Annotated in this window: 17 protein-coding genes and 1 tRNA gene; 8 read left to right on the forward strand and 10 right to left on the reverse strand. The window is 57.4% G+C overall.

The window, feature by feature from the left end:
* Positions 1-40: 40 nt before the first annotated feature.
* On the reverse strand, positions 41-682 hold the full coding sequence (locus tag KP705_RS07235; RefSeq protein ID WP_046900896.1) for an ATP-dependent Clp protease proteolytic subunit: 642 nt from the start codon (positions 680-682) through the stop codon (positions 41-43).
* Positions 683-850: 168 nt separating this feature from the next.
* On the opposite strand from KP705_RS07235, the gene KP705_RS07240 reads away from it, so the two are divergent.
* The 7 genes from KP705_RS07240 to KP705_RS07270 all read left to right on the forward strand — a co-directional run bounded on the left by KP705_RS07240 (position 851) and on the right by KP705_RS07270 (position 9,626).
* A complete protein-coding gene (locus KP705_RS07240) occupies positions 851-1,858 on the forward strand; it encodes a hypothetical protein (protein ID WP_046900076.1) in 1,008 nt (335 codons plus the stop codon).
* A 98-nt stretch (positions 1,859-1,956) separates the two neighbouring features.
* Positions 1,957-3,183: an LL-diaminopimelate aminotransferase gene (locus KP705_RS07245; RefSeq protein ID WP_215764235.1), complete on the forward strand. Its 1,227-nt coding sequence runs from the start codon at positions 1,957-1,959 to the stop codon at positions 3,181-3,183.
* Positions 3,180-4,469: a homoserine dehydrogenase gene (locus KP705_RS07250; RefSeq protein WP_215764236.1), complete on the forward strand. Its 1,290-nt coding sequence runs from the start codon at positions 3,180-3,182 to the stop codon at positions 4,467-4,469. Before KP705_RS07245 ends, KP705_RS07250 begins: the two co-directional genes overlap by 4 nt.
* Positions 4,466-5,467: a class II fructose-bisphosphatase gene (gene glpX, locus KP705_RS07255; RefSeq protein WP_215764237.1), complete on the forward strand. Its 1,002-nt coding sequence runs from the start codon at positions 4,466-4,468 to the stop codon at positions 5,465-5,467. Before KP705_RS07250 ends, glpX begins: the two co-directional genes overlap by 4 nt.
* Positions 5,468-5,477: 10 nt before the next feature.
* Positions 5,478-7,277: a single-stranded-DNA-specific exonuclease RecJ gene (recJ, locus tag KP705_RS07260; RefSeq protein ID WP_215764238.1), complete on the forward strand. Its 1,800-nt coding sequence runs from the start codon at positions 5,478-5,480 to the stop codon at positions 7,275-7,277.
* Between the two features lie 41 nt (positions 7,278-7,318).
* Positions 7,319-7,394 (forward strand) — tRNA-Glu (locus KP705_RS07265).
* 267 nt (positions 7,395-7,661) lie between these two features.
* Positions 7,662-9,626, forward strand: a complete 1,965-nt coding sequence (locus tag KP705_RS07270; protein ID WP_374195557.1) for a hypothetical protein — start codon at positions 7,662-7,664, stop codon at positions 9,624-9,626.
* A gap of 53 nt (positions 9,627-9,679) precedes the next feature.
* Here KP705_RS07270 and KP705_RS07275 read toward each other — a convergent pair whose 3' ends face one another.
* The 4 genes from KP705_RS07275 to exbB all read right to left on the reverse strand — a co-directional run bounded on the left by KP705_RS07275 (position 9,680) and on the right by exbB (position 12,604).
* Positions 9,680-10,420 (reverse strand): siderophore-interacting protein, encoded by a 741-nt coding sequence (locus tag KP705_RS07275; RefSeq protein WP_046900082.1) that lies wholly within the window; start codon positions 10,418-10,420, stop codon positions 9,680-9,682.
* Positions 10,421-10,614: 194 nt separating this feature from the next.
* Entirely contained in the window at positions 10,615-11,451 is an 837-nt protein-coding gene (locus tag KP705_RS21115; RefSeq protein WP_215764239.1) for an energy transducer TonB, read from the reverse strand.
* Positions 11,448-11,882, reverse strand: a complete 435-nt coding sequence (gene exbD, locus KP705_RS07285) for a TonB system transport protein ExbD (RefSeq protein ID WP_046900084.1) — start codon at positions 11,880-11,882, stop codon at positions 11,448-11,450. Before exbD ends, KP705_RS21115 begins: the two co-directional genes overlap by 4 nt.
* Positions 11,883-11,890: 8 nt before the next feature.
* Positions 11,891-12,604, reverse strand: a complete 714-nt coding sequence (gene exbB / locus KP705_RS07290) for a tonB-system energizer ExbB (RefSeq protein ID WP_046900085.1) — start codon at positions 12,602-12,604, stop codon at positions 11,891-11,893.
* A 232-nt stretch (positions 12,605-12,836) separates the two neighbouring features.
* On the opposite strand from exbB, the gene KP705_RS07295 reads away from it, so the two are divergent.
* Positions 12,837-13,520 carry a Fe2+-dependent dioxygenase gene (locus KP705_RS07295; RefSeq protein WP_046900086.1) on the forward strand — a complete coding sequence of 228 codons (684 nt, stop codon included), beginning with the start codon at positions 12,837-12,839 and terminating at the stop codon, positions 13,518-13,520.
* A gap of 42 nt (positions 13,521-13,562) precedes the next feature.
* Here the strand turns inward: KP705_RS07295 and KP705_RS07300 are convergent, their stop codons facing one another.
* The 5 genes from KP705_RS07300 to KP705_RS07320 form a co-directional block, all read right to left on the reverse strand.
* Positions 13,563-14,117, reverse strand: coding sequence for a hypothetical protein (locus KP705_RS07300; RefSeq protein ID WP_046900087.1), 555 nt, complete (start codon positions 14,115-14,117; stop codon positions 13,563-13,565).
* 48 nt (positions 14,118-14,165) lie between these two features.
* A complete protein-coding gene (locus KP705_RS07305; RefSeq protein ID WP_046900088.1) occupies positions 14,166-14,771 on the reverse strand; it encodes an O-methyltransferase in 606 nt (201 codons plus the stop codon).
* On the reverse strand, positions 14,764-16,542 hold the full coding sequence (locus KP705_RS07310) for a tannase/feruloyl esterase family alpha/beta hydrolase (protein ID WP_252348278.1): 1,779 nt from the start codon (positions 16,540-16,542) through the stop codon (positions 14,764-14,766). The genes KP705_RS07305 and KP705_RS07310 overlap by 8 nt, the downstream gene beginning before the upstream one ends.
* A gap of 154 nt (positions 16,543-16,696) precedes the next feature.
* Entirely contained in the window at positions 16,697-17,398 is a 702-nt protein-coding gene (locus KP705_RS07315) for a tetratricopeptide repeat protein (protein ID WP_252348279.1), read from the reverse strand.
* A 134-nt stretch (positions 17,399-17,532) separates the two neighbouring features.
* Complete coding sequence (locus KP705_RS07320) at positions 17,533-19,860, reverse strand: TonB-dependent siderophore receptor (protein ID WP_215764241.1); 2,328 nt, start codon at positions 19,858-19,860, stop codon at positions 17,533-17,535.
* Between the last annotated feature and the right edge of the window lie 41 nt (positions 19,861-19,901).

Consider the following 19,901-nt stretch of genomic DNA (forward strand, 5'->3'; position numbering starts at 1 on the left):
CGTGCCCTGCGGCACGCCGTGCCCCTTGGAGCTTGTAGTTTTACTTCAGGTCGGTCGCGGAATGGATGATACGGTGAACAAGCCCGTAGTCGATCGCTTCCTTCGCGGACATCCAGTAGTTGCGGTCCGTATCCTTGGCGACCTTCTCGTACGTCTGTCCCGTTTCCTTGGCGAAAATCCGGTTCAGACGCTCACGCATCTTGATGATCTCACGGGCTTCAATGTCGATATCCGTTGCCGGACCGCGCACACCGCCCATCGGCTGATGAAGCAGGAACCGCGTATTCGGCAGGCAGACGCGACGCTCCGGGCGCCCCGCTGCATAGATCAGCGCACCAGCGGAGGCGACCCAGCCAGTACCAATCATATTGATGGGCGCAATCGAATCCACGAAGCGGATCATGTCATGGATGGTGTCGCCACTCTCCACATGTCCACCCGGGGAATTCACATAGACGTCGATCGGCTTGTCGGACGAACCGGCCAGCGCCAGAAGGCGCCCCGTCACGTCACGGGCGATCTTGTCGTTGATCCCACCAAAGATCAGAACCTTGCGCTGGTCGAACAGGCGGCTTTCGAGTTCGCTGATCGGGCTGTTCAGCGTCTTGTTGTCGTCTTCCGGGGCCTCTGGGGCATCGGGCTCGTCGTCCAGACGGGTAAGGGTCATTCTGGTGATGTCCATGTCGTTTCCAGATCCATCGTGCGTCTTCATCCCCCTATCCTGCTCTTCGTTTGCCTTCATGCCAAGTCCGGGAAAGACGAAGTCTCGCCATCCCGATCACGAACGGCTAGTCTCCGCCCTGTTCAGAGATTTGGCGAAGGCAGGAACGGCACAGTGGGTTCAGGGAACATGACGCATCCCGGGAAAGCGGTAACGCGCAGAAATGCGGGAAAGATCCCGTTCATGCTGCTGCTGGCCACTCCCCTCTTTGCCGGCTGCCAGCATCAGGACCCTGTCGATACGACCGCCGGGTGGTGGCATAGCTTCGAAGGCGGAGAAATTGCCAAGCTGCGTCCGCCTCCGCCGGGCCAGAACGAGCCCTACCCACATGTAGGGCGCACCCCCACGAAACTGCCGGAAATGCCGTCCCCGGAAGCCCGCATCAACCTCACGATGCAGCTTGAGGCTCAGCGCAATCTTGCCCAGCGTGAAACCGCAGCACGCGGCACGTTGCCGGTAGCGCCACCACCACCTCCCCGGACAGCCCCTTCCGCCGTTAATCCAACGGGCACGGACTCAGACGAACAAAACAGCCTGACCATGACCTCTGCCGGGCAACCTGCTCAGGATGCCGCCGCAACAGATACGGCGACAAGCACGCCCGTAACACCCGCCAAGGCGCCCGCACCGGTGAAGATTGTAAAGTCTGACCAGCAGAAGCAGCCAGAAGCAGAGCTTCCTCCCGTCATCGCCAAATCGATCCCGCCGACACCTCCCGGGGAATATCCGCAGATTGGCGCATTACCGCCACCGCCACCCCAGTTCCCTGGCTTTGATATTCCAATGGACGCCAATCTGAGCGGCCCGCTTCGCCCGGATATTGATAGCTCCACGCCCGAAGGAACGCTGATCCGCTTTCAGCCTTCCACAGATCATGTGGTGGGCGACCCGTCTGGAGATTACCAGCGCCTGCTATCCCATCGCGGCAAGCAGAAGGTGACGATTCTGGGCTTTGGGGCAGCCATGAGTGCGGATGCGGGGCTCTCCGCCGCAGATCAGGCGAGAGAAATCTCTCTGGGCCTTCTGCGTGCCCGGACCGTAGCTGATGCTCTTGTCAAAAGAGGTGTTCCGGCGTCTGACATCAGCATTCATGCGGAAGCCATTGGGGACGGTGTCCGCGTACGGATTGGAGGCTGAGCCCTTCTCTGCGCCATACCCCCGTAAAGGACTGTTCCTCTTACGGAAAAACCTGTCTATCGTGCCTCCTCCCTTAATCTTCTCATCCTGAGCTGGTCATGACCGAAGAGTTCCACCGCATCCGCCGCCTGCCGCCCTACGTGTTCGCTGAAGTGAACAAGGCCAAGGCTACCGCGCGAGCGGCCGGTGAGGACATCATTGATCTTGGCATGGGCAATCCGGACAGTGCTCCGCCGGCTCATGTCGTGCAGAAGCTGGTCGAAACCGTGGGTGACCCGCGCGCGCATGGCTATTCTGTGAGCCGCGGTATTCCCGGTCTGCGCCGCGCCATGGCGAACTACTATGAGCGGCGCTTCAACGTTTCTGTTGACCCGGAAACGGAAGTCATCGCAACGCTGGGATCCAAGGAAGGTCTGGCCAATCTGGCCGCCGCCATCACCAGCCCCGGTGACACGATCCTCGTGCCGAACCCGTCCTATCCTATCCATCAGTTCGGGTTCATCATCGCAGGCGCGTCCGTCCGCTCCATTCCAGCCACACCGGATGAGGACATGCTGCGCGCGCTGGACCGCGCCGTGCGTCACTCCGTTCCGAAGCCGACCGCGCTGATCGTCAACTTCCCGTCCAACCCGACGGCATTCGTCGCTAATCTCGATTTCTACAAGGAAATCGTGGCCTTCGCGCGCCGGGAAAACATCTGGATCCTGTCGGACCTCGCCTATAGCGAGATCTATTTCAACGCAGATGAACCGCCGCCATCTTTGCTGGCCGTACCAGGCGCGAAGGATGTGGCCGTGGAGTTCACCTCCATGTCCAAGACGTATTCCATGGCGGGCTGGCGCATGGGCTTTGCCGTTGGCAATCCGAAGCTGATTCAGGCCCTGACACGCATTAAATCGTATCTGGACTACGGTGCTTTCACGCCAATTCAGGTGGCATCTGTAGCGGCTCTAAATGGCCCACAGGATTACGTGTCGGACATCCGTGCCATGTATAAAGATCGCCGAGACGTTCTGCTGCGCGGCCTGAGCGCTGCTGGCTGGGACGTTCCTGCCCCCGCCGGATCCATGTTCGCATGGGCCCCTATTCCCCCCGCTTTCGCTGACATGGGGAGCGTGGAATTTTCCAAGCTCCTGCTGAAAGAAGCTGGCGTGGCCGTCGCACCCGGCCTGGGCTTTGGCGAATATGGCGAAGGGTTCGTCCGGATCGGACTTGTTGAAAATACTCAGCGGCTGCGTCAGGCGACGCGGGCCATCAAGAGCTTCATGAGCCGGCACGGTGCCGGCGCATCGACCGCTGACCTTCTTGGAGCTGCATCATCGTGAAACCACTGCGGATCGGACTGGCCGGACTTGGGACTGTCGGTGTCGGCGTCATTCGTCTCCTGCGGGAGAACGCTGAAACGATCACCGCCCGCGCTGGCCGCCCGATCGAAGTTGTGGCGGTTACAGCGCGCAGCAAAAGCAAGGATCGCGGCGTCGATCTGTCTACCACCCGCTGGCATGACGACGCCGTATCCGTTGCTCAGGACCCGGAGATCGACGTTGTTGTCGAACTGATCGGCGGCTCTGAAGGCCCGGCGCATGACATGGTAGAAACGGCACTCACGCGTGGTTTGCCTGTTGTGACCGCCAACAAGGCTCTGGTCGCCCTGCATGGTTCCGCACTGACACGCCTTTCAGCCGAAAATAGTGCGCCTCTCCTGTTCGAAGCCGCTGTTGCTGGAGGCATTCCCGCCATCAAACTTGTGCGTGAAGGTCTGGCTGCAGATCGTCTCCACAGCGTGGGTGGCATCCTGAACGGCACCTGCAACTATATCCTCACGGAAATGCGCACGACTGGCCGGGATTTCGGAGATGTTCTGACCGAAGCTCAGGCCAAAGGCTATGCGGAAGCTGAGCCTTCCACGGATGTGGACGGATGGGACACGGCTCACAAGCTGGCCATCCTCGCCGGCATCGCGTTTCAGCCCATCGCATTTGACACTCTTCCTGTCCACGGTATCCGAGATGTGACAGCGGCGGATCTGACGTTCGCCAACGAACTGGGATACCGTATCAAACTGCTCGGCATGGCTCGTGCCAGCAAAGACAGCGGGATCGAGGCGTGGGTTCGCCCATGTCTGGTCCCCGCCAAGGCAGCCATCGCCGCCGTGGAAGGGGTATTCAATGCCGTCACCACACAAGGCCCGTTCAGTGGTCCTATCACCATTTCCGGCCGGGGAGCGGGCGAAGGCCCGACAGCCAGCGCCGTGGTAGCAGACCTGATCGATCTGGCCCGTGGTGCAGACCTTCCGGTCTGGGGCGTCAGGAACACACCAGCCCCCGTTGCCTGCACCAGCCTCGGGGAACTGAAGAGCGCCTTCTATATTCGTCTGGATGTGGAAGATCGCTCGGGTGTCATGGCTGATCTGACATCGGTTCTCCGGGACCATGATGTTTCCGTGCACTTTGTCTCGCAACATGATGCTGCAGCGGGACGTGCATATCTGGCCCTGGTGACTCATCAGGCCCCAGAAAAGGCTATTTCTGCAGCTATCACAGCACTTTCCGCGCTCCCTGTTGTTAAGGGAGCTCCCCTGGTGCTCAAGATCGAGGATTCTCTCCAGTGATCGATCCTACAAATGTTCTTCCCTACCGCGTAACTGACCGCAACCTGGCGCTGGAGCTTGTCCGCGTCACGGAAGCGGCCGCCATTGCCTCTGACCGCTGGACAGGCCGCGGCCTGAAGAACGACGCCGATGGTGCGGCTGTTCAGGCCATGCGCGCCGCCTTTGATACGGTTGCCATTGATGGCGTCGTCACCATTGGCGAAGGCGAGATGGACGAAGCACCGATGCTTTACATCGGTGAGAAGGTCGGCTCCGGCGGCCCAGCCATGGACATCGCGGTCGATCCGCTTGAGGGCACGAACCTGTGTGCCAAGAGCCTGCCGAATGCCATTACGGTGGTCGCCCTCGCCGAGCGCGGCAAGTTCCTGCACGCCCCAGACATCTATATGGAAAAGATTGTCGTCGGGCCGGACCTGCCGGACGATGTCGTCAATCTGGACTCTTCCATCGAAGAAAACCTGCGTAACCTTGCGAAAGCCAAGAAGCGCGACGTATCAGACCTCGTTCTCTGTACGCTGGACCGTGAACGCCATGAAGAACTGATTGCCCGTGCCCGTCAGGCTGGTGCCCGCGTTCAGCTTCTCAGCGACGGTGACGTTGCTGCGGCGATCGCTACCTGTATCGATGGCGGTGGTGTGGATCTGTACGCTGGTTCCGGCGGTGCTCCTGAGGGTGTTCTGGCAGCAGCCGCAATCCGTTGCATGAATGGTCAGATGCAGGGGCGCCTCCTGTTTGAAGACGATGCACAGCGTGAACGCGCCCGCGAGATGGCTGACGGCAAAGACCCAACGCGTCTTCTTGGTTTGCACGACATGGCCGCCGGTCACGTTTTGTTTAGCGCTACAGGCGTCACCACCGGCTCTCTGCTGAGGGGTGTGGAACGGGTCAGCCCAACCCGCGCCAAGACGCATTCGATCGTTATGCGTTCAAAATCTGGCACAGTTCGCTATATTGAGAGCCATCACGACTTCAGCCTGAAGACAAATCGACCATCCTGAATGGAGTAGCATGTTAGAAGACGATACGGGCCTGGTACTCGGCGTATCCCGCAGCGCAGGCAACCGTCGGTGGATCTGGCGCGATCCACGTCTGGCAGAGGCGGATAACCGCCTTGCCCTTGGAATGGCTCAAAGAGCAGCCATTCCGGAACTTCTGGCCCGTATCCTGACTGCCCGTGGTGTCACAGCCACGGAAGCAGCCTCCTTTCTGGACCCGCGCCTGCGGGATCTTATGCCCGACCCTTCCTGCCTGCAGGATATGGACAAAGCTGCTGACAGACTTGCTCAAGCCGTCCGCAAGCGTGAACATATCGGCCTCTTTGGCGACTACGATGTGGATGGAGCCTGCGGCACAGCGCTCATCTGTGACACCCTCCGGGAACTTGGCTGTACCGTCAGCACACACATCCCAGACCGCATGACCGAGGGCTACGGCCCCAACACGCCAGCACTCGAAAAACTGGTCTCCGAGGGCGCAACCCTGCTCGTCTGCATTGATTGCGGCACAGCTGCGATCGACATTCTGAACGGCTTTCACGGCCAAACGGACGTCATTGTCCTTGATCATCACAAGCCGGATGGCTCGATCCTGCCGAACGGCATTGTCGTTAACCCGAACCGCCTCGACTGCACTTCTGGTCTTGGCGCAATCTGCGCAACCGCTGTCGCTTTCCTGACCATGGTCGCCACCGTACGTCTTCTTCGGCGAGACGGCTGGTTTACGGATGGACGCGTTGCCCCTGACCTTCTTAAGCGTCTGGATCTCGCGGCCCTTGCCACGATCTGTGACGTCATGCCTCTTACCGGGCTGAACCGTGCACTCGTCATGCAGGGTTTGCGCGTCATGGCGCGTGGAGAGCGCCTGGGATTAGCCACACTGTCTTCTGTGGCGGGCGTGAAGGAAGAAGCCAGCGCGATGGCTTGTGGCTTCGCTCTGGGGCCACGCATCAACGCGGGAGGCCGCATTGCCAAGGCCAATCTTGGTTTGCGACTTCTGCTCTCCGAAGACGTCGTGGAGGCTCGTGCTCTTGCGGATGAGCTGGATAACGTAAACCGGCAACGTCAGAGCGTCGAAGCTGGCATTCTTGCTCAGGCTATGGAGCAGGCTGAACAGCAGATCGAAGCCAATCATGCGGTGATCTTTCTGCATGGTGAAACCTGGCACCCAGGTGTTGTGGGCATTGTTGCGGGGCGGCTGAAAGAACGTTTCAATCGTCCGGCTTTGGTCGGCGCTCTCGCGGACGGAATTATTAAAGGATCTGCCCGCTCGGTTCCTGGACTGGATATCGGTGCTGCAATCATCGCGGCCAGACAGTCCGGGCTTCTTCTGACCGGTGGTGGCCATGCCATGGCTGCCGGCTTCTCGCTGGAAGCAGACAATGCTGCCACATTCCATGAACTACTGGATAACACGCTTTCCGAAGCACGCGCTCTTCCGGTTCAGGACGCATTAAGGATCGATGGCCTCACCACACTCAGAGGAGCCTCGCTTGAAGTCGCTGCTCAGCTTGCGCGGTTGGCTCCTTTTGGACCCGGCAATGAAGAGCCCGTTCTGGCAATCAGCAATGTGCGATGCGTCAAGACTGATCGCATTGGCAAGGACGGAAACACCCTGCGCGTGATGTTCCAGGGGGAAGACGGCGGGACACGCCTGAAGGCACTTGTCTTCCGTGCGGGAGACAAACCATTTGTCCCGTTGCTGGAAGATCGGACGATGCCGCTGTTGCATCTGGCAGGGCATTTGAGGGTGGAAACCTGGCAGGAACGACAAAATCTAACTTTTTTCATTTCTGACGTTTCAAGTGCTTGACGGCACAAATGAACCCCCTTATACACCCGCTCACGCCTCCAGTCCCGTTCGTCTAGAGGCCTAGGACACTGCCCTTTCACGGCGGCAACACGGGTTCGAATCCCGTACGGGACACCAAGCTTTTCAAAAGCTTACAGGCACATTTCTCAACATGAAATGACACGGATATCCAGCTTTGACCGTATTTTGTACGGTCTCAGAGCTGGAATTTTCTGTTTGTGCCCAGCGTTTTGAACGAAGCTGAATGTTCAGACATTCCAATCTTATACATCCCCCCAAATTTTGCTGCGGCTCTGGATTTTCCATGAGTCTGAAACCTTTTTTAACTCTTGAGATCACGATTCCGTGTCATAGATCAGACATCTTTTGACATGGAGAACGTAGTTGTCCCGTTTCCCTCTGCGCATGGCCTGCAGCACTGTTTTTTCTATCCGCAGGCTCCTGATGATGAGCACAGCGTTCGGTCTGCTCGCAGTACATTCACAGGCACACGCAGATGACGATGTGATGTCTCGCATGGAAAAGGAGATGCACCGCCTTCAGGAAGCGCAGGCCCATGTTCAGCAGGAACAGGAAGAGATCAATCGCGATCTTGTCATGCTGCGCTCAGAGATGGCCAAGCATCATCACACGGCTCAGCCCGCAGACAAGACGACGACGAACACGACAATGGTCGCTCGCGGCACGCCTTCGAAGTCCGCCATTCATGGAGTTGCACCTCACGCGCCACAACTCCATTCGTCCCCGCACCCAACAGAACTTGCTTCAGAAGCAACATTCGCATCCAACGCCAACTCGCCTGAAGGACACGCTTCCCGCGCTCTCCCCTCATCAGACTCAAGAGACCGTGTTGCACGAGATCGTCGCGACCACGGGGTGACTGAGTCTGGCGCCGGATCTGAACTGGCCGTGGTCGGGAAACGGACAGAAGATGTCATGGTACGCTTCGCTGAAAATGGTGTTGGCCCACATCCGCGTGAAACAATCGGCGCGCAGGCCGCAGGCGCCGTAGGCGACCATGGCGTGTTTCACCTTGGCCCTGTCACGCTCATGCTGGGTGGCTTTGTGGACATGGCGGCCGTTCTTGAGAACCGCCATATCGCGTCTGGCACATTCAATTATTGGCAGGACATGCCGTATCCGAATGAACCGCGGTATCACACCAACAATTTCGAAGGGAGCGCTCGGTATAGCCGCCTCTCTCTTCTGGCACGCGGCAACATCAATTCCGAAGCAACCATTTCGGGCTTCTTTGAATCCGATTTTGGCGCCGGTGCAGTTACGACGGATCCATATGAAAGCAACAGCTATGCGTTCCGGATGCGTCAGGCCTATCTGGCCTATGATGATAACAAAGCTGGCTGGCATTTCCTCGGCGGTCAGGCCTGGAGCCTTCTGACGCCCGGCCGTATTGGTATCGTGGCCCGTCAGGAGAGCCTTCCGGAAACCATCGAAGCATCCATGCTGGCGGGTCAGACATGGGCTCGCCAATGGCAGGTGCGCGTCGTCAAGGATTTCATGGACCATCGCCTCTGGGCAGGTTTCTCCATCGAAAACCCGGCAACCCTGTATGACACCACCGGCTTCACGAAAACCAACGGCACGGTGTCCCTTCCAAACGGCAACACGGCCACGATTGGCGAAAACGGCGTTGGTCTGACGAATGACACAGCAAACTTCTCAAACGAAATCGCACCAGACCTGATTGGCAAACTGGCTTACGATCCAAGCTGGGGCCATTACGAAGTCGAAGGCATCCTGCATTTCCCGCATGATCGCGTGACCATCAATCATACAGGCCACAACAACACCGCCATTGCGGGTGGCGCAGGAGGATCGCTGATCCTGCCAATCATTTCAGGCAAGCTGGAGTTCCGCGCGGCTGGCCTCGCGGGATGGGGCATCAACCGCTACGGTTCAGTGCTGCTTCCGGATGCAACACTGAATGCCAAGGGCGACCCGGTGCCCCTCTTCGGCCTTCAAGCCCAGGCAGGCCTGATTGCACATCCCAACCCGCATATTGATGTGTATGGATATTTTGGCACACAGCGCGTGGGACACGCCTATTTCAATAGCGATGGCTCGTCCTACGGCTACGGCAACCCCCTGTATTCGAATGCTGGCTGCCTACAGGAGCTTTCGTCCCTCACCTGCTCCGCCAATACACGCGGCGTTTCAGAGGCGACGATCGGTGCCTGGTGGCGGTTCTTCAAAGGTCGTTTTGGCACTGTTGAAGGCGGCACCCAGCTTGCCTACGCACGACGGGATATCTGGAAAGGCATCGGCGGTGATCCGCATACCAGTATGAGCCAGATCTTCTTCGACTTCCGCTATCTGCCCTTCCAGTAAAACGCGCCTGCCCTAAAAGCCGCCTGCTCAACACACGCGGCTTTTTTTCATTTTCAGCCCTTCGTCCAGTACCCAGACGCCTTGATCCACTGCGGCGAAATTCCACGCTCGTTTTCCAGAACACTTCGGATAGAGCGTGCAACGGATGCTTCAGCCGCAACCCAGATGAATGTCTGCGGCACGATCTGAATGGTTTTCAGGGCGCGTAAGAACGGCTCGGCCTGATGCGCCTGTTCGCTTGGACGATGAACCCAGACAGGTGTGTAGGACGCCTTCGTTTCGAAGGACTGTTCCTCTGAAGCATCTGTCACCGCAGCCAGTGTGGTGACAGGCGTTCCGGCATCCAGTTCCTCGACGCGCCTGCCAATAGCGGGAAGTGCGGTTTCATCCCCGATCAGAAGCCAGTTACGAATATCACCCGTAATGACGCGCGATCCTTTGGGGCCACCAATTGCCAGATGATCGCCGGGCTTGGCGCTCCGAGCCCAGTCCGCCGCCGGTCCGCCATCATGGTCCACAAAATCCAGAACCAGCGCCCCAGCAGCGCGGTCAAACACGCGCGGCGTGTAATCCCGACGGGCCATGTCCCCATCACCCTGTGGAACAAAGATCTTGATGTGATCATCCGGTGACAGGCTGGGAAAATCCCGAAGGCTCTCATCCTGAAGCGTGATGCGGATCATGTGTGGCGTCACACGCCCGACGTCCACAACGGTCAGGTCTCGGCGCTTCAACTCGTGCATGACACGACGGATTTCCGGGGGAGCAATAATTGTGGTGTCAGTAACGGTCATCTTCTCATCCTTGAATTACCCCTGAGCAACGGGTCTGAGGACTGCATGACGACAGACGCACAGGCCCGGCACAGCACAGGGGCTGTTCGGTTCTGTGCGTTGATTGACGTTAACGCTTACGGAAACTGGAGACGCCCAGCCTCGATGTCATCTCCAGCCACGATCTGACTGGAGCATTCCTTCAGCTTTTCCCTTTACTGGTCCTCGACCGAAAATTCGATAGGAACAGTGAGAGAAACTGTCGCCCCTGCAATCTCTTCCGGCGGCGGCGGGAACGGTTCTGCACGCCGGACAACCGCCAGTGTTTCTTCGTCCAGCAATGCAAAACCACCACTTTTCCGGATTTTTGCAGACAAAACATGTCCACGCCGATCCATGACGAAGAATAGCACAGGAGTTCCCTCCTGATGCTGCGCCAAAGCGTCTGCCGGGTAACGCTTGAAACGTTCCAGACGCGCCAAAATATCGCCCTGCCAGGTCACGGGCGCGTTGCTGGAGTGACTCGCGTGAGAGGCAGACGCCGCGCTGCTACTCTGGGAGGGCGCACTATCGGCAGCAGGCGGCGCCGTCATCCTGTCGGCAACAGGAGCCTGCATCGGGATCGGCTTCACCGGCTGAGGCGGGCTCTTGGCTGTTTTCTTGTGAACCTTGACCTTCTCCACCTTTGGAACAGGCACAGGCGGATGCGGCGCGGGAGACGGCGGGGCATCGACCTGCTGAGGCGTATCCGGCTGCGGTTCCGGCGGCGTGACCATCTGCTGCGGCCCGGGATCAACCTCTTGTGGAGGAGCCGGCGCAGGTGTCGGCATGGGGGACATGTCAATCGCGATAGCAGGCGGGGGAGCTGCACTTGGGGCCACAACCTGTGACGGCGCATGTGTCACGGCCCACCAGAGTGCGATACCTGTCAGAATAGTCATAGCGGCACCAGACAGACCCCAGACACGGACACTGCGCTGGTCTTCGGTCTGCTGATACCACTGATACCAGTCCCGAAAGGTCGTGGGGAGAGACGCGTGTGAAGAACTCACGGCCCTTCCCCAGCCTCCTGCCCCTGAAGCGTGACAAGTGCGACCTTGAGGAAACCGGCCTTCCGAAGCTGCCCCATCACATCCATGAGCGTTCCATAATCGACGGTCTTGTCCGCCCGCAGGAAAATACGCTCTTCCTTGTTTCCCTTACTGGCTTTGCCGAGTGCATCAATAAGCTGATCCGAACTGACGGCATCTTCGCCCAGAGCCAGCGTATGGTCAGCCTTGACGGTCAAGAAAACCGGCTCATCCGGGCGGGGAGCAGGCGTTTCGGTTGAAGATGGCAGATCAACCGGGACGTTGACCGTCGTCAGAGGTGCAGCAACCATGAAGATCACGAGCAGAACGAGCATGACGTCGATAAACGGCGTCACATTGATTTCATGCGCTTCCAGCACCGCCTCATCGGCATGACGAATGTGAATAGCCATGCCTGCGATTACTCCGCAGCAGCCATAAAGCGGACGACATTGCCACTTGCTGCAAGCGCCGCGCGGGCCAGATCACGGGAGACCAGACGCATCACAAGTGACGTCAGATCCGCGACGCAGGCACGGCAGGCCGCCGTCTGGCGGGCCAGATGATTGTATATCACAACAGCAGGAATAGCCGCGACCAGACCAAGCGCCGTGGCCAGAAGGGCCTCTGCAATACCAGGAGCAACAACGGCCAGACTGGTCGCATGAGCGGCGGCAATGCCCGTGAAGGACGACATGATGCCCCATACCGTTCCGAACAGGCCAATGAAGGGAGACGTCGCACCAATTGTGGCGAGCACGCCGGTCCCTCTCATTAGGCGACGGCCTTCAGCAGCTTCCAGACGCTCAAGATGCAGAACAATCCGCTCCTTGATGCCGTCACGATCGGCAGGAATATCTTCCGAGCGGCGGCGCTCCGCTTCTGCGGCCAGCACCATGGCGTGAGCGATACCCGCACCATCGCGCGTCCATTCTTCTCCCAGATGCAGTGTGTCTGCGTCTTCCAGCGCCGTTTCTGATTTTTTGAGCTGCGCCCGCAAACGGATCAGCTCAACAGTTTTGGCAATGAAGATCGTCCATGTGACGACGGATGCCGCCGCCAGAAGCGTCATGACGCAGCGGACAACCGGCCCGGCGCCAAGAAACATCTGCCAGGGGGAGAAGGTAAGAGACATTACTGTGCCTGTCGGGGCGACACGCTGCGCCCTCCTGTCTCGGGGTTGAAACACGATGTCCTTGCAACAAACCGACAGTCGCCGCGCACAGTCCGGGCGACACGCGCCACATGGATTGCACTAGTCTGCAAAGAGCTTTAAAGAACGATAATGAGAGTCATTCTTAATTACAAGCAGGATTCTCATCCGCTTTGAAAAAAGCCCCAAGACCCGTCTTAGGAAGACCACACCCATGCTGATCCACATTCCGAATATCCTGTCTCCTGAAGAGGTACGCTATTGCCGCGACCAACTTGAGACGGCGCAGTGGACAGATGGGCGTGTTACAGCGGGAGAACAGTCTGCAAAGGCAAAGTTAAACCTTCAGATTCCGCAGGATTCAGATGTGTGCCGTGAACTTGGAGAAATTGTTCTGAGAGCTTTAGGGCGCAACCCAACTTTTAATAGCGCGGCCCTGCCCCTGAGAGTTTATCCACCACTTTTCAACCGATACGACACCGGAATGCATTTCAACGCACATGTTGATAATGCTATTCGGCCTATTCCGGGCGCAGGCTTCCGTATCCGGACGGACGTTTCCTCCACACTATTTCTGTCTTCCCCAGAAGATTACGACGGCGGAGAACTCGTCATTCAGGACACGTACGGCAATCAGAACGTCAAACTCCCTGCGGGCGACATGGTGGTCTATCCGTCTACCAGCCTGCACAGCGTTAACCGCATTACGCGCGGTAGCCGATGGGCGTCGTTCTTCTGGTCGCAATCCATGATCCGCGACGATACAAAACGCGCTCTTATGTACGATTTTGACTGCTCCATCATCGAGACCCGCAAGGCACTTCCCGACGATCACCCAGCAGTTCTGGGTCTGACCTCAACCTACCACAACCTTCTGCGGCAATGGGCTGAGCTTTAAGCTGGATTGCCCCGTTTCCTGAACGGGGTAATCCGGCGTTTATCAATGCCCGTGATGGTCGTGTTCTGATGGGCCATGCTGATGTCCATGGCCGCCACTCTGAAACGCCATGGCCAAAACGTCGTTGGTATTCTTGCCATTCGCTTCAGCAATCTGCGCAATCGACTGGTCTTCAGATGTCACCGCCAGGCCATGCGCAGAGAGCTTATGGGCCAGCATTCCCCCATCCATATGCGCGAGGGGAGCGACCTGAGACAGGGGAGCCTGTGTCACCAGCGGTATCAGCATGAAGGCAACCTGCTTGTTGCCAGCATGACCGGACGACGATTGCGGCAGGAAGAAATAGGCTGTTGAAGCCAGTGCCACCAGAAGCGGAACATAGAGTGTTCCGCGCCGGGCGTAATTGACGAGTGACGTCCAGTTCTTGATCAGATGCAGCGCGAACGGCACGAGCAGGACCATGCTCAGCCATTCATGCATCGGATGGAAAGCTCCGGGACCCCAGTGGAAGAAAAGTGCCACCCCGGTAATGGCCGAGATCAGGAAAAATCCTGTCGTCAGTGGGGTTCCGTAACGGTTCATGAAAGTTCTGAACATTGAGCTTTCCAGAAAAGGACGCACACGCCCTGTTAGAGAATGAAAAATTCAGCCGGGCAGAAAACGGCTGACTTCCAGCCCTGTCCCGACGGAGAGCGGCACACTCAGAACACCAGGACGGGAGCGAACGAATTCCTGATAGCGCCGGGCATCTTCACCGCCCGGAATAATCATATTGTCCGCAACCAGAACGGCGCCCGGCCGCAGATGCGGCATCAGGGCTTCAAGGCAAGGCACATAGAGATCCTTCCAGAGATCCAGGAGGACGAAATCAATGCCATCCTTCAACTCTGAAATCATCTCAACCGCATCCCCGATACGATACTCAATGTGCTCTTCCACACCGGCACGCACTGCCATGTCTCTGGCGAAAGCAACCTTCTCTCGCTCCAGCTCCATGGTGATGACCCGACCGCCCGTTCGCCGTGCCGCTTCCGCAAGCCACAGGGTGGAATAGCCAAAGGACGTTCCCAGTTCGAGGATCGTCGGCGCTTTGAGATTGCGCGCCAGAATGTTGATCAGTTGCCCGGTCTGCGGGCCTACAGCCATAAAACGCTCGGACGCAGGACGGGAAACCCCGTCCGCATGGTCCTGCCGTTCTTTCAGGATCCGCTCATAATAGAAATCCAAAACAGCATTCAGTTTATCATCCATGAGTATGCTCCAGTACGGCCAGCTTCCCGTCACGCACCGTGTAATCCTTCTGATTATCGGGCCCGATCAGGGAGGTGGAATAACTGTCAAACGTCATTGGCAGGACGACAGATGTCTTCACAGGATGGTAATTCGCAGCGGAATTCACATCGCCATGCCCCGTATAGCGGGCGATAAACGGATAAGGATAAACCGGCCGACTGGCGATAGCTGCGCCGTTGGGACTGGCATAAGGCTGACTGGGCACGACCGCCGCATGGATCTGACCGCCCCCAATTTTCCCTGCACCTCCCGGCTTCCGTCCCGGCGCCCCCATAGGCAGATCGGACTGTGCGGTTCTTTCCGTCAGGAGCGCGTTTGGCGCAGTTCCGTTTTCCGTCCATGCCATCAGCGGAGACAGAAAATCCACCTGCGGGAAACCATCACCGTTTCCACAATGTCCGACACCCGGCAGCAGATAGAAACGCAGGAAACGATCCGTCAGGGTACGTCCCATTTCCTTCTGCACGCCCTGGTAATAGGCAATCGTGTTGACGGGAGAAATCGACTGATCGGCCAGTCCATGCCAGAGGATCAGATGGCCGCCCCGGCGCTGAAACGGATGAAGGTTCGTATTCTCGGCATTATAGAGCGGTGCCAGTTCGTTCATGGCGTCGAACGTCGCCTGATCGAACTGGAACAACGTCAGATCCGCAGCCTTTTCGTTCACTTCCTGTGAAATGACATAGGCAATGGCAGACGCGGCAATTCCATTACTCATGCTTTCGCCGGTTGGCGACGAAGGCAGCGCCCACTGCGTTTCAGAACCGGGGAATGGCCCGTGCAGAATATAGGACCGTCCGGAAGCGTCGGTTGCACCACTATAGATCCGGAGGGCTGCCTGTGTTTCCTCTGCTGTCAGGCACTCAGACGTATTGGTCTGACCAGCCGGACACTGCACCCACGCAGGATCGAAATGACAGGCTCTCGGCTCTTCCAGAATACCGTCAGCAACTCCGGACAGTGTCGGGCAGTGCCGAACAACCGCGTCATGCAGAATGGAAACACGATCCTGTAGCAGGATATTCGTGCCATCAGCGCGCTGGTTCCCGCGGACATTCCAGGCGTGGTAAAATGAGTTCTGCACCGTAAAGAGTGCGGCCGGAGCGCCTGCGGAAATACCGTCAAAATCATCTGGGAAACGCTGGGCCTCCATAAGCGCCTCGCGTCCACCGTCCGAACAGCCCACAAAATAGGAATATTTTGGAGCCTGTCCGTAAAACGCTTTCGTCAGTGCTTTGGCGGCGAGTGTTGTCAGATGATTGGCACGATATGCAAAATCGATCCGCTTCTGTGGATCTTTACCAAAGAAGCCCTGCTGTAATCCCATCATGGAACCGATGTGACCCAGATCATCACCGGCCATGACAAATTCACCGTTCAGGGCAGGAGCACAGGCACCCGCATTGCTGACACCAACGCGCGTCATGCCACATAAACCACCGCAACCGCCCAGCAGAAAGCGCTGCGTCCAGTGCTCCATAGGGAGGTCCACTTCAAAGGAAATAGTCGGAGCGATCTGTCCGGTAACCTTGCAGAATTTGCCCTTAGGGGTTTCCAGAACGACTGAGACCTGATGGTCAACAGATGCACCGACAAAGGATACCAGATCCGTTTTCCCAAGCATCTCACACGATATGACAGGCATAGCCGCAGGCAGGCCAGCAATAGCGGCAGCCTTTGCAGACTGCACGATCCCCAGAGCCAGCATGACCGGAAATATTGCAGCCAAAAGGCTCCACACCCGGCGTCGACAGTATTGGAAAACAGACCTCAAGACGCACCTCTCCATGAACAAGGTTTCGATAGTCCGATCATATGACATTGCTTGCCAGTCACGCGGTGCGACAGAAGTGTATGAATTTGTAAATCCGACGCAGACGCTGCTACTCCGCACATAATCTCTCGCCGGACGAAAGCTGAGCCAATGTGGTGAAGACAATGCGGGGCGGCTCTTTCCGTGCAAGATGCCGGATGGCTTGTGCTTTCACTGCATGGAAAGCAGGATCTTCACAAAATCCGATAAGATCAATGATAGCCCGGGCAACATCCGGAAAACTGGTTTTCAGAGCTTTCTGCAGACAATACACAGCTACCGAGACATCCTGCTGTGCCAGCGCAAGACGTGCGAGATTAAGGTCTGCCCAGCAGTCCCCTCCTTCCGATGCGGCCTGAAAGAAGACTTTCGCGCCTTCCGGATCAGGCGATCCGCTGACGCCGTCTTCGTGCAAAAGCCCCAACATATTAAGAGCTTTCACATTGCCTTTTTCAGCAGACGATACATAGAGCCGGTAGGCGCGTGCCCGGTTCTTTGGAACTCCGTCTCCCAGCAACAGAAGATCCGCCAGATTGAACATGGCCCATGCCTCTCCAAGGGCTGCAGCTACCTCAAAATAAGCGGCGGCCTGAGCCGGGTTACGGGAGACACCCCACCCTCTTTCATACGCACGACCTAGCATATTCACCGCAACCGGATGACCACTTCGTGCAGCCGCTTCAAAATATGGAAAAGCCTCATTCAGCCATCCCCTATCCACATGCATCTGACCCAACAGAAGTTGGGCCTGCACCTGCGGAGGGCAGCTCATAACTGGTCTTTCTTGTTCAGACGCTGGACCGAGGGGCTGTCCGCACGAAGCCATGATTTTCACCGATACTCACCCGAAAAGCCCTTCCGGCCTATGACCGGAAGGGCTGCAAACAGTTCTTTCTGAAGAGGGCTTCAGAAATTGAGGCCAAAGCTTCCCATGAATGTCCGCCCTGACATCGGAACAGCGCGGCTTGAGCTGAACGCTGAACCATAATTCAGATGGTTGGTCAGATTATTGGCATTAAACTGCACATGATAACGGCCGTAATCGTAGGACACGATGCCGTTCAGCGAAAAGTTGTAAGGCATGCGCGCCGTATTGGCCTCGTTAGCCCAATAGCCGGAGCTATACTGTGCACCGCCGCCAGCCTTCAGCGTACCCTGCCCTGCTCTCAGCACCAGATGCGACAGGTTGTAGGTGCTCCAGACCGAGAACGTATTGTGCGGAAGCTGAGGCGCCTGATTACCATACATCGTAGCGCTGTTCGTCACTTTACCGCCCATATATGCGTAGGTGGCATAGATATCCCAGGCCTGCGTGATCTTGCCGGTCGCACTCAGTTCAACACCGCGGATCCGGCGGCCTGTTCCAGCATCCTGGAAACCCGTGATGATGCTGCCATCGTCATCATACGTGTAAGAGTTGTTCTGGTTGATCTGGAACAGGGCCCCCGTCACACCAAGGCGCTTGTTGAAGAAATCCAGCTTGCTTCCAACTTCAAACAGATCACTGCGCTGCGGCTTCAGATCACGACCGTTGACCGCAACATCGCCGACGCTGGCCTGATTGGTGATCTGGGAAGACACATCCGTTCCGACAGGCTTGTAAGAGCGGGCAAACGTGAAATAGACGGTCGCGTCTTTGGTGACGTCATACATGATGCTGGCAGACGGACTGAACTTGTTGGAGCTCTGCGCCTGTGTGCCAGAAGAGGCAGCCGCAGCACTCCAGTACGTGCTCTTATAGCTATCCCAGCGGAACGTTCCGAAAATGGACAGTTTCTTGGTGAGGTGAATTTTATCAGCCAGGAACAGGCCCAGATCACGGAAATCTGCGGTCCGATGCCCGCTGGATGGCCAGGTGATATATGTGCCCGGCGAAGAGTAATACGGGTTGCGGATGGTCTGGTTGTTCGTCCGGTTTACGTACGTGCCCATGATCCGGTCGTCCTTGGTGTAGTTGATATCCACACCAGCCCGCAGATCATGCTTCAGGAACCACGTGTCAAATTTCGAACGCGTCATCATAACGTTCTGAATGCCCCAACCATCCTGCTGGTAAGCAGCACCACCGCCTGCGCCGTAGGCCAAAGACGGGTTTCCTCCGGCAAGGAAACTGGAAGCACAGGTGCCGGAACAGGCACTGGGATTGGTCGCTGCGTAATCACGATGATAATGGCTGAAACGCGTGTCGTTGCTAAGTGTCAGCCACTTCGCAATTTCAGTTGCGAATTTCGACGTGACCATGTGGATATTGGAATTATCCCGGTCAAAGCTACGCGTATATGTCGTGTTTCGGTTCAATCCGTGTTCGGTAATTGGCGTGTACATATTGCCAATCTGGATCATCGGCACACCGTAATCTGGCGTTCCGCGACTTCCGAGCCACTGGTAGTTCAGGTGATAAGTCGTCTTCGTTCCCAAACCAAAACCAAGATCCGCCGCTACACCATAGCGATCGGAGCGAACGTTGTTCCGGTCTGTCACGTCCTGCTTGTTGTACATGCCGTTCACGCGAAGAGCAGTATGTTTGCCAAGCTGGTAATTGACGTCTGCGGACCCGCGATACTGCATCCCGCTTCCGATGGACTGATCGAGCGCGTAGTGATTTCCAAGATGCGCCTTTTTCAGCGTCTGGTTGATCACACCGCCCACGTTGCCCGCACCGAAATACTCGCCGCTTGGGCCTTTGACCACTTCAACACTTTCTGTGTTGAACGTGTCACGCACATAGGTGCCGAAATCCCGCAAACCATCTTCGTAAATGTCGCCGCGGGCCTGCTGGCCACGAATACGGAACTGATCGCCATTCAGGCCGCCGTTCCCCTCACCGGTAGACATAGTAATGCCCGGAACATTCGCCAGAGCCTGATCCAGCGTGAACAGACGCTGCTGTTCAATCAGCGCTTTGGGAACAACACTGATGATCTGAGGCGTTTCCCGAACGGTGTCCGGCATACGTCCGATATCGAGTGTAGTGTTGTTCGTATTGGTTGGTTCCGGTGCAGCCGTGTCTGTCTGTCCGTGAACCTTGACAGCAGGAAGACTGACGGAAGCCGCATCGTTGGCAGCCCCGGCATCCTGGGCGTCTGCTTCTCCGGTTTCCGTCACGCCCAGCCCAGCCCCCAGAGCCAGAAGCGCCAGTTTCTGCCATTTGACGGTGGAGGATTGACCTGCCTCGGTGGAAATCAGGCTATCCGTCAGAGATCGCGGGCTGAGATGTTCGTTTTTCGAAGGCATGAAACCACCTGAACTGATTGGCCGACAGCATACAGACGAAA

It is taken from the genome of Gluconobacter sp. P1D12_c, from assembly GCF_018812105.1.
Taxonomy (GTDB): Bacteria; Pseudomonadota; Alphaproteobacteria; order Acetobacterales; family Acetobacteraceae; genus Gluconobacter; species Gluconobacter oxydans_A.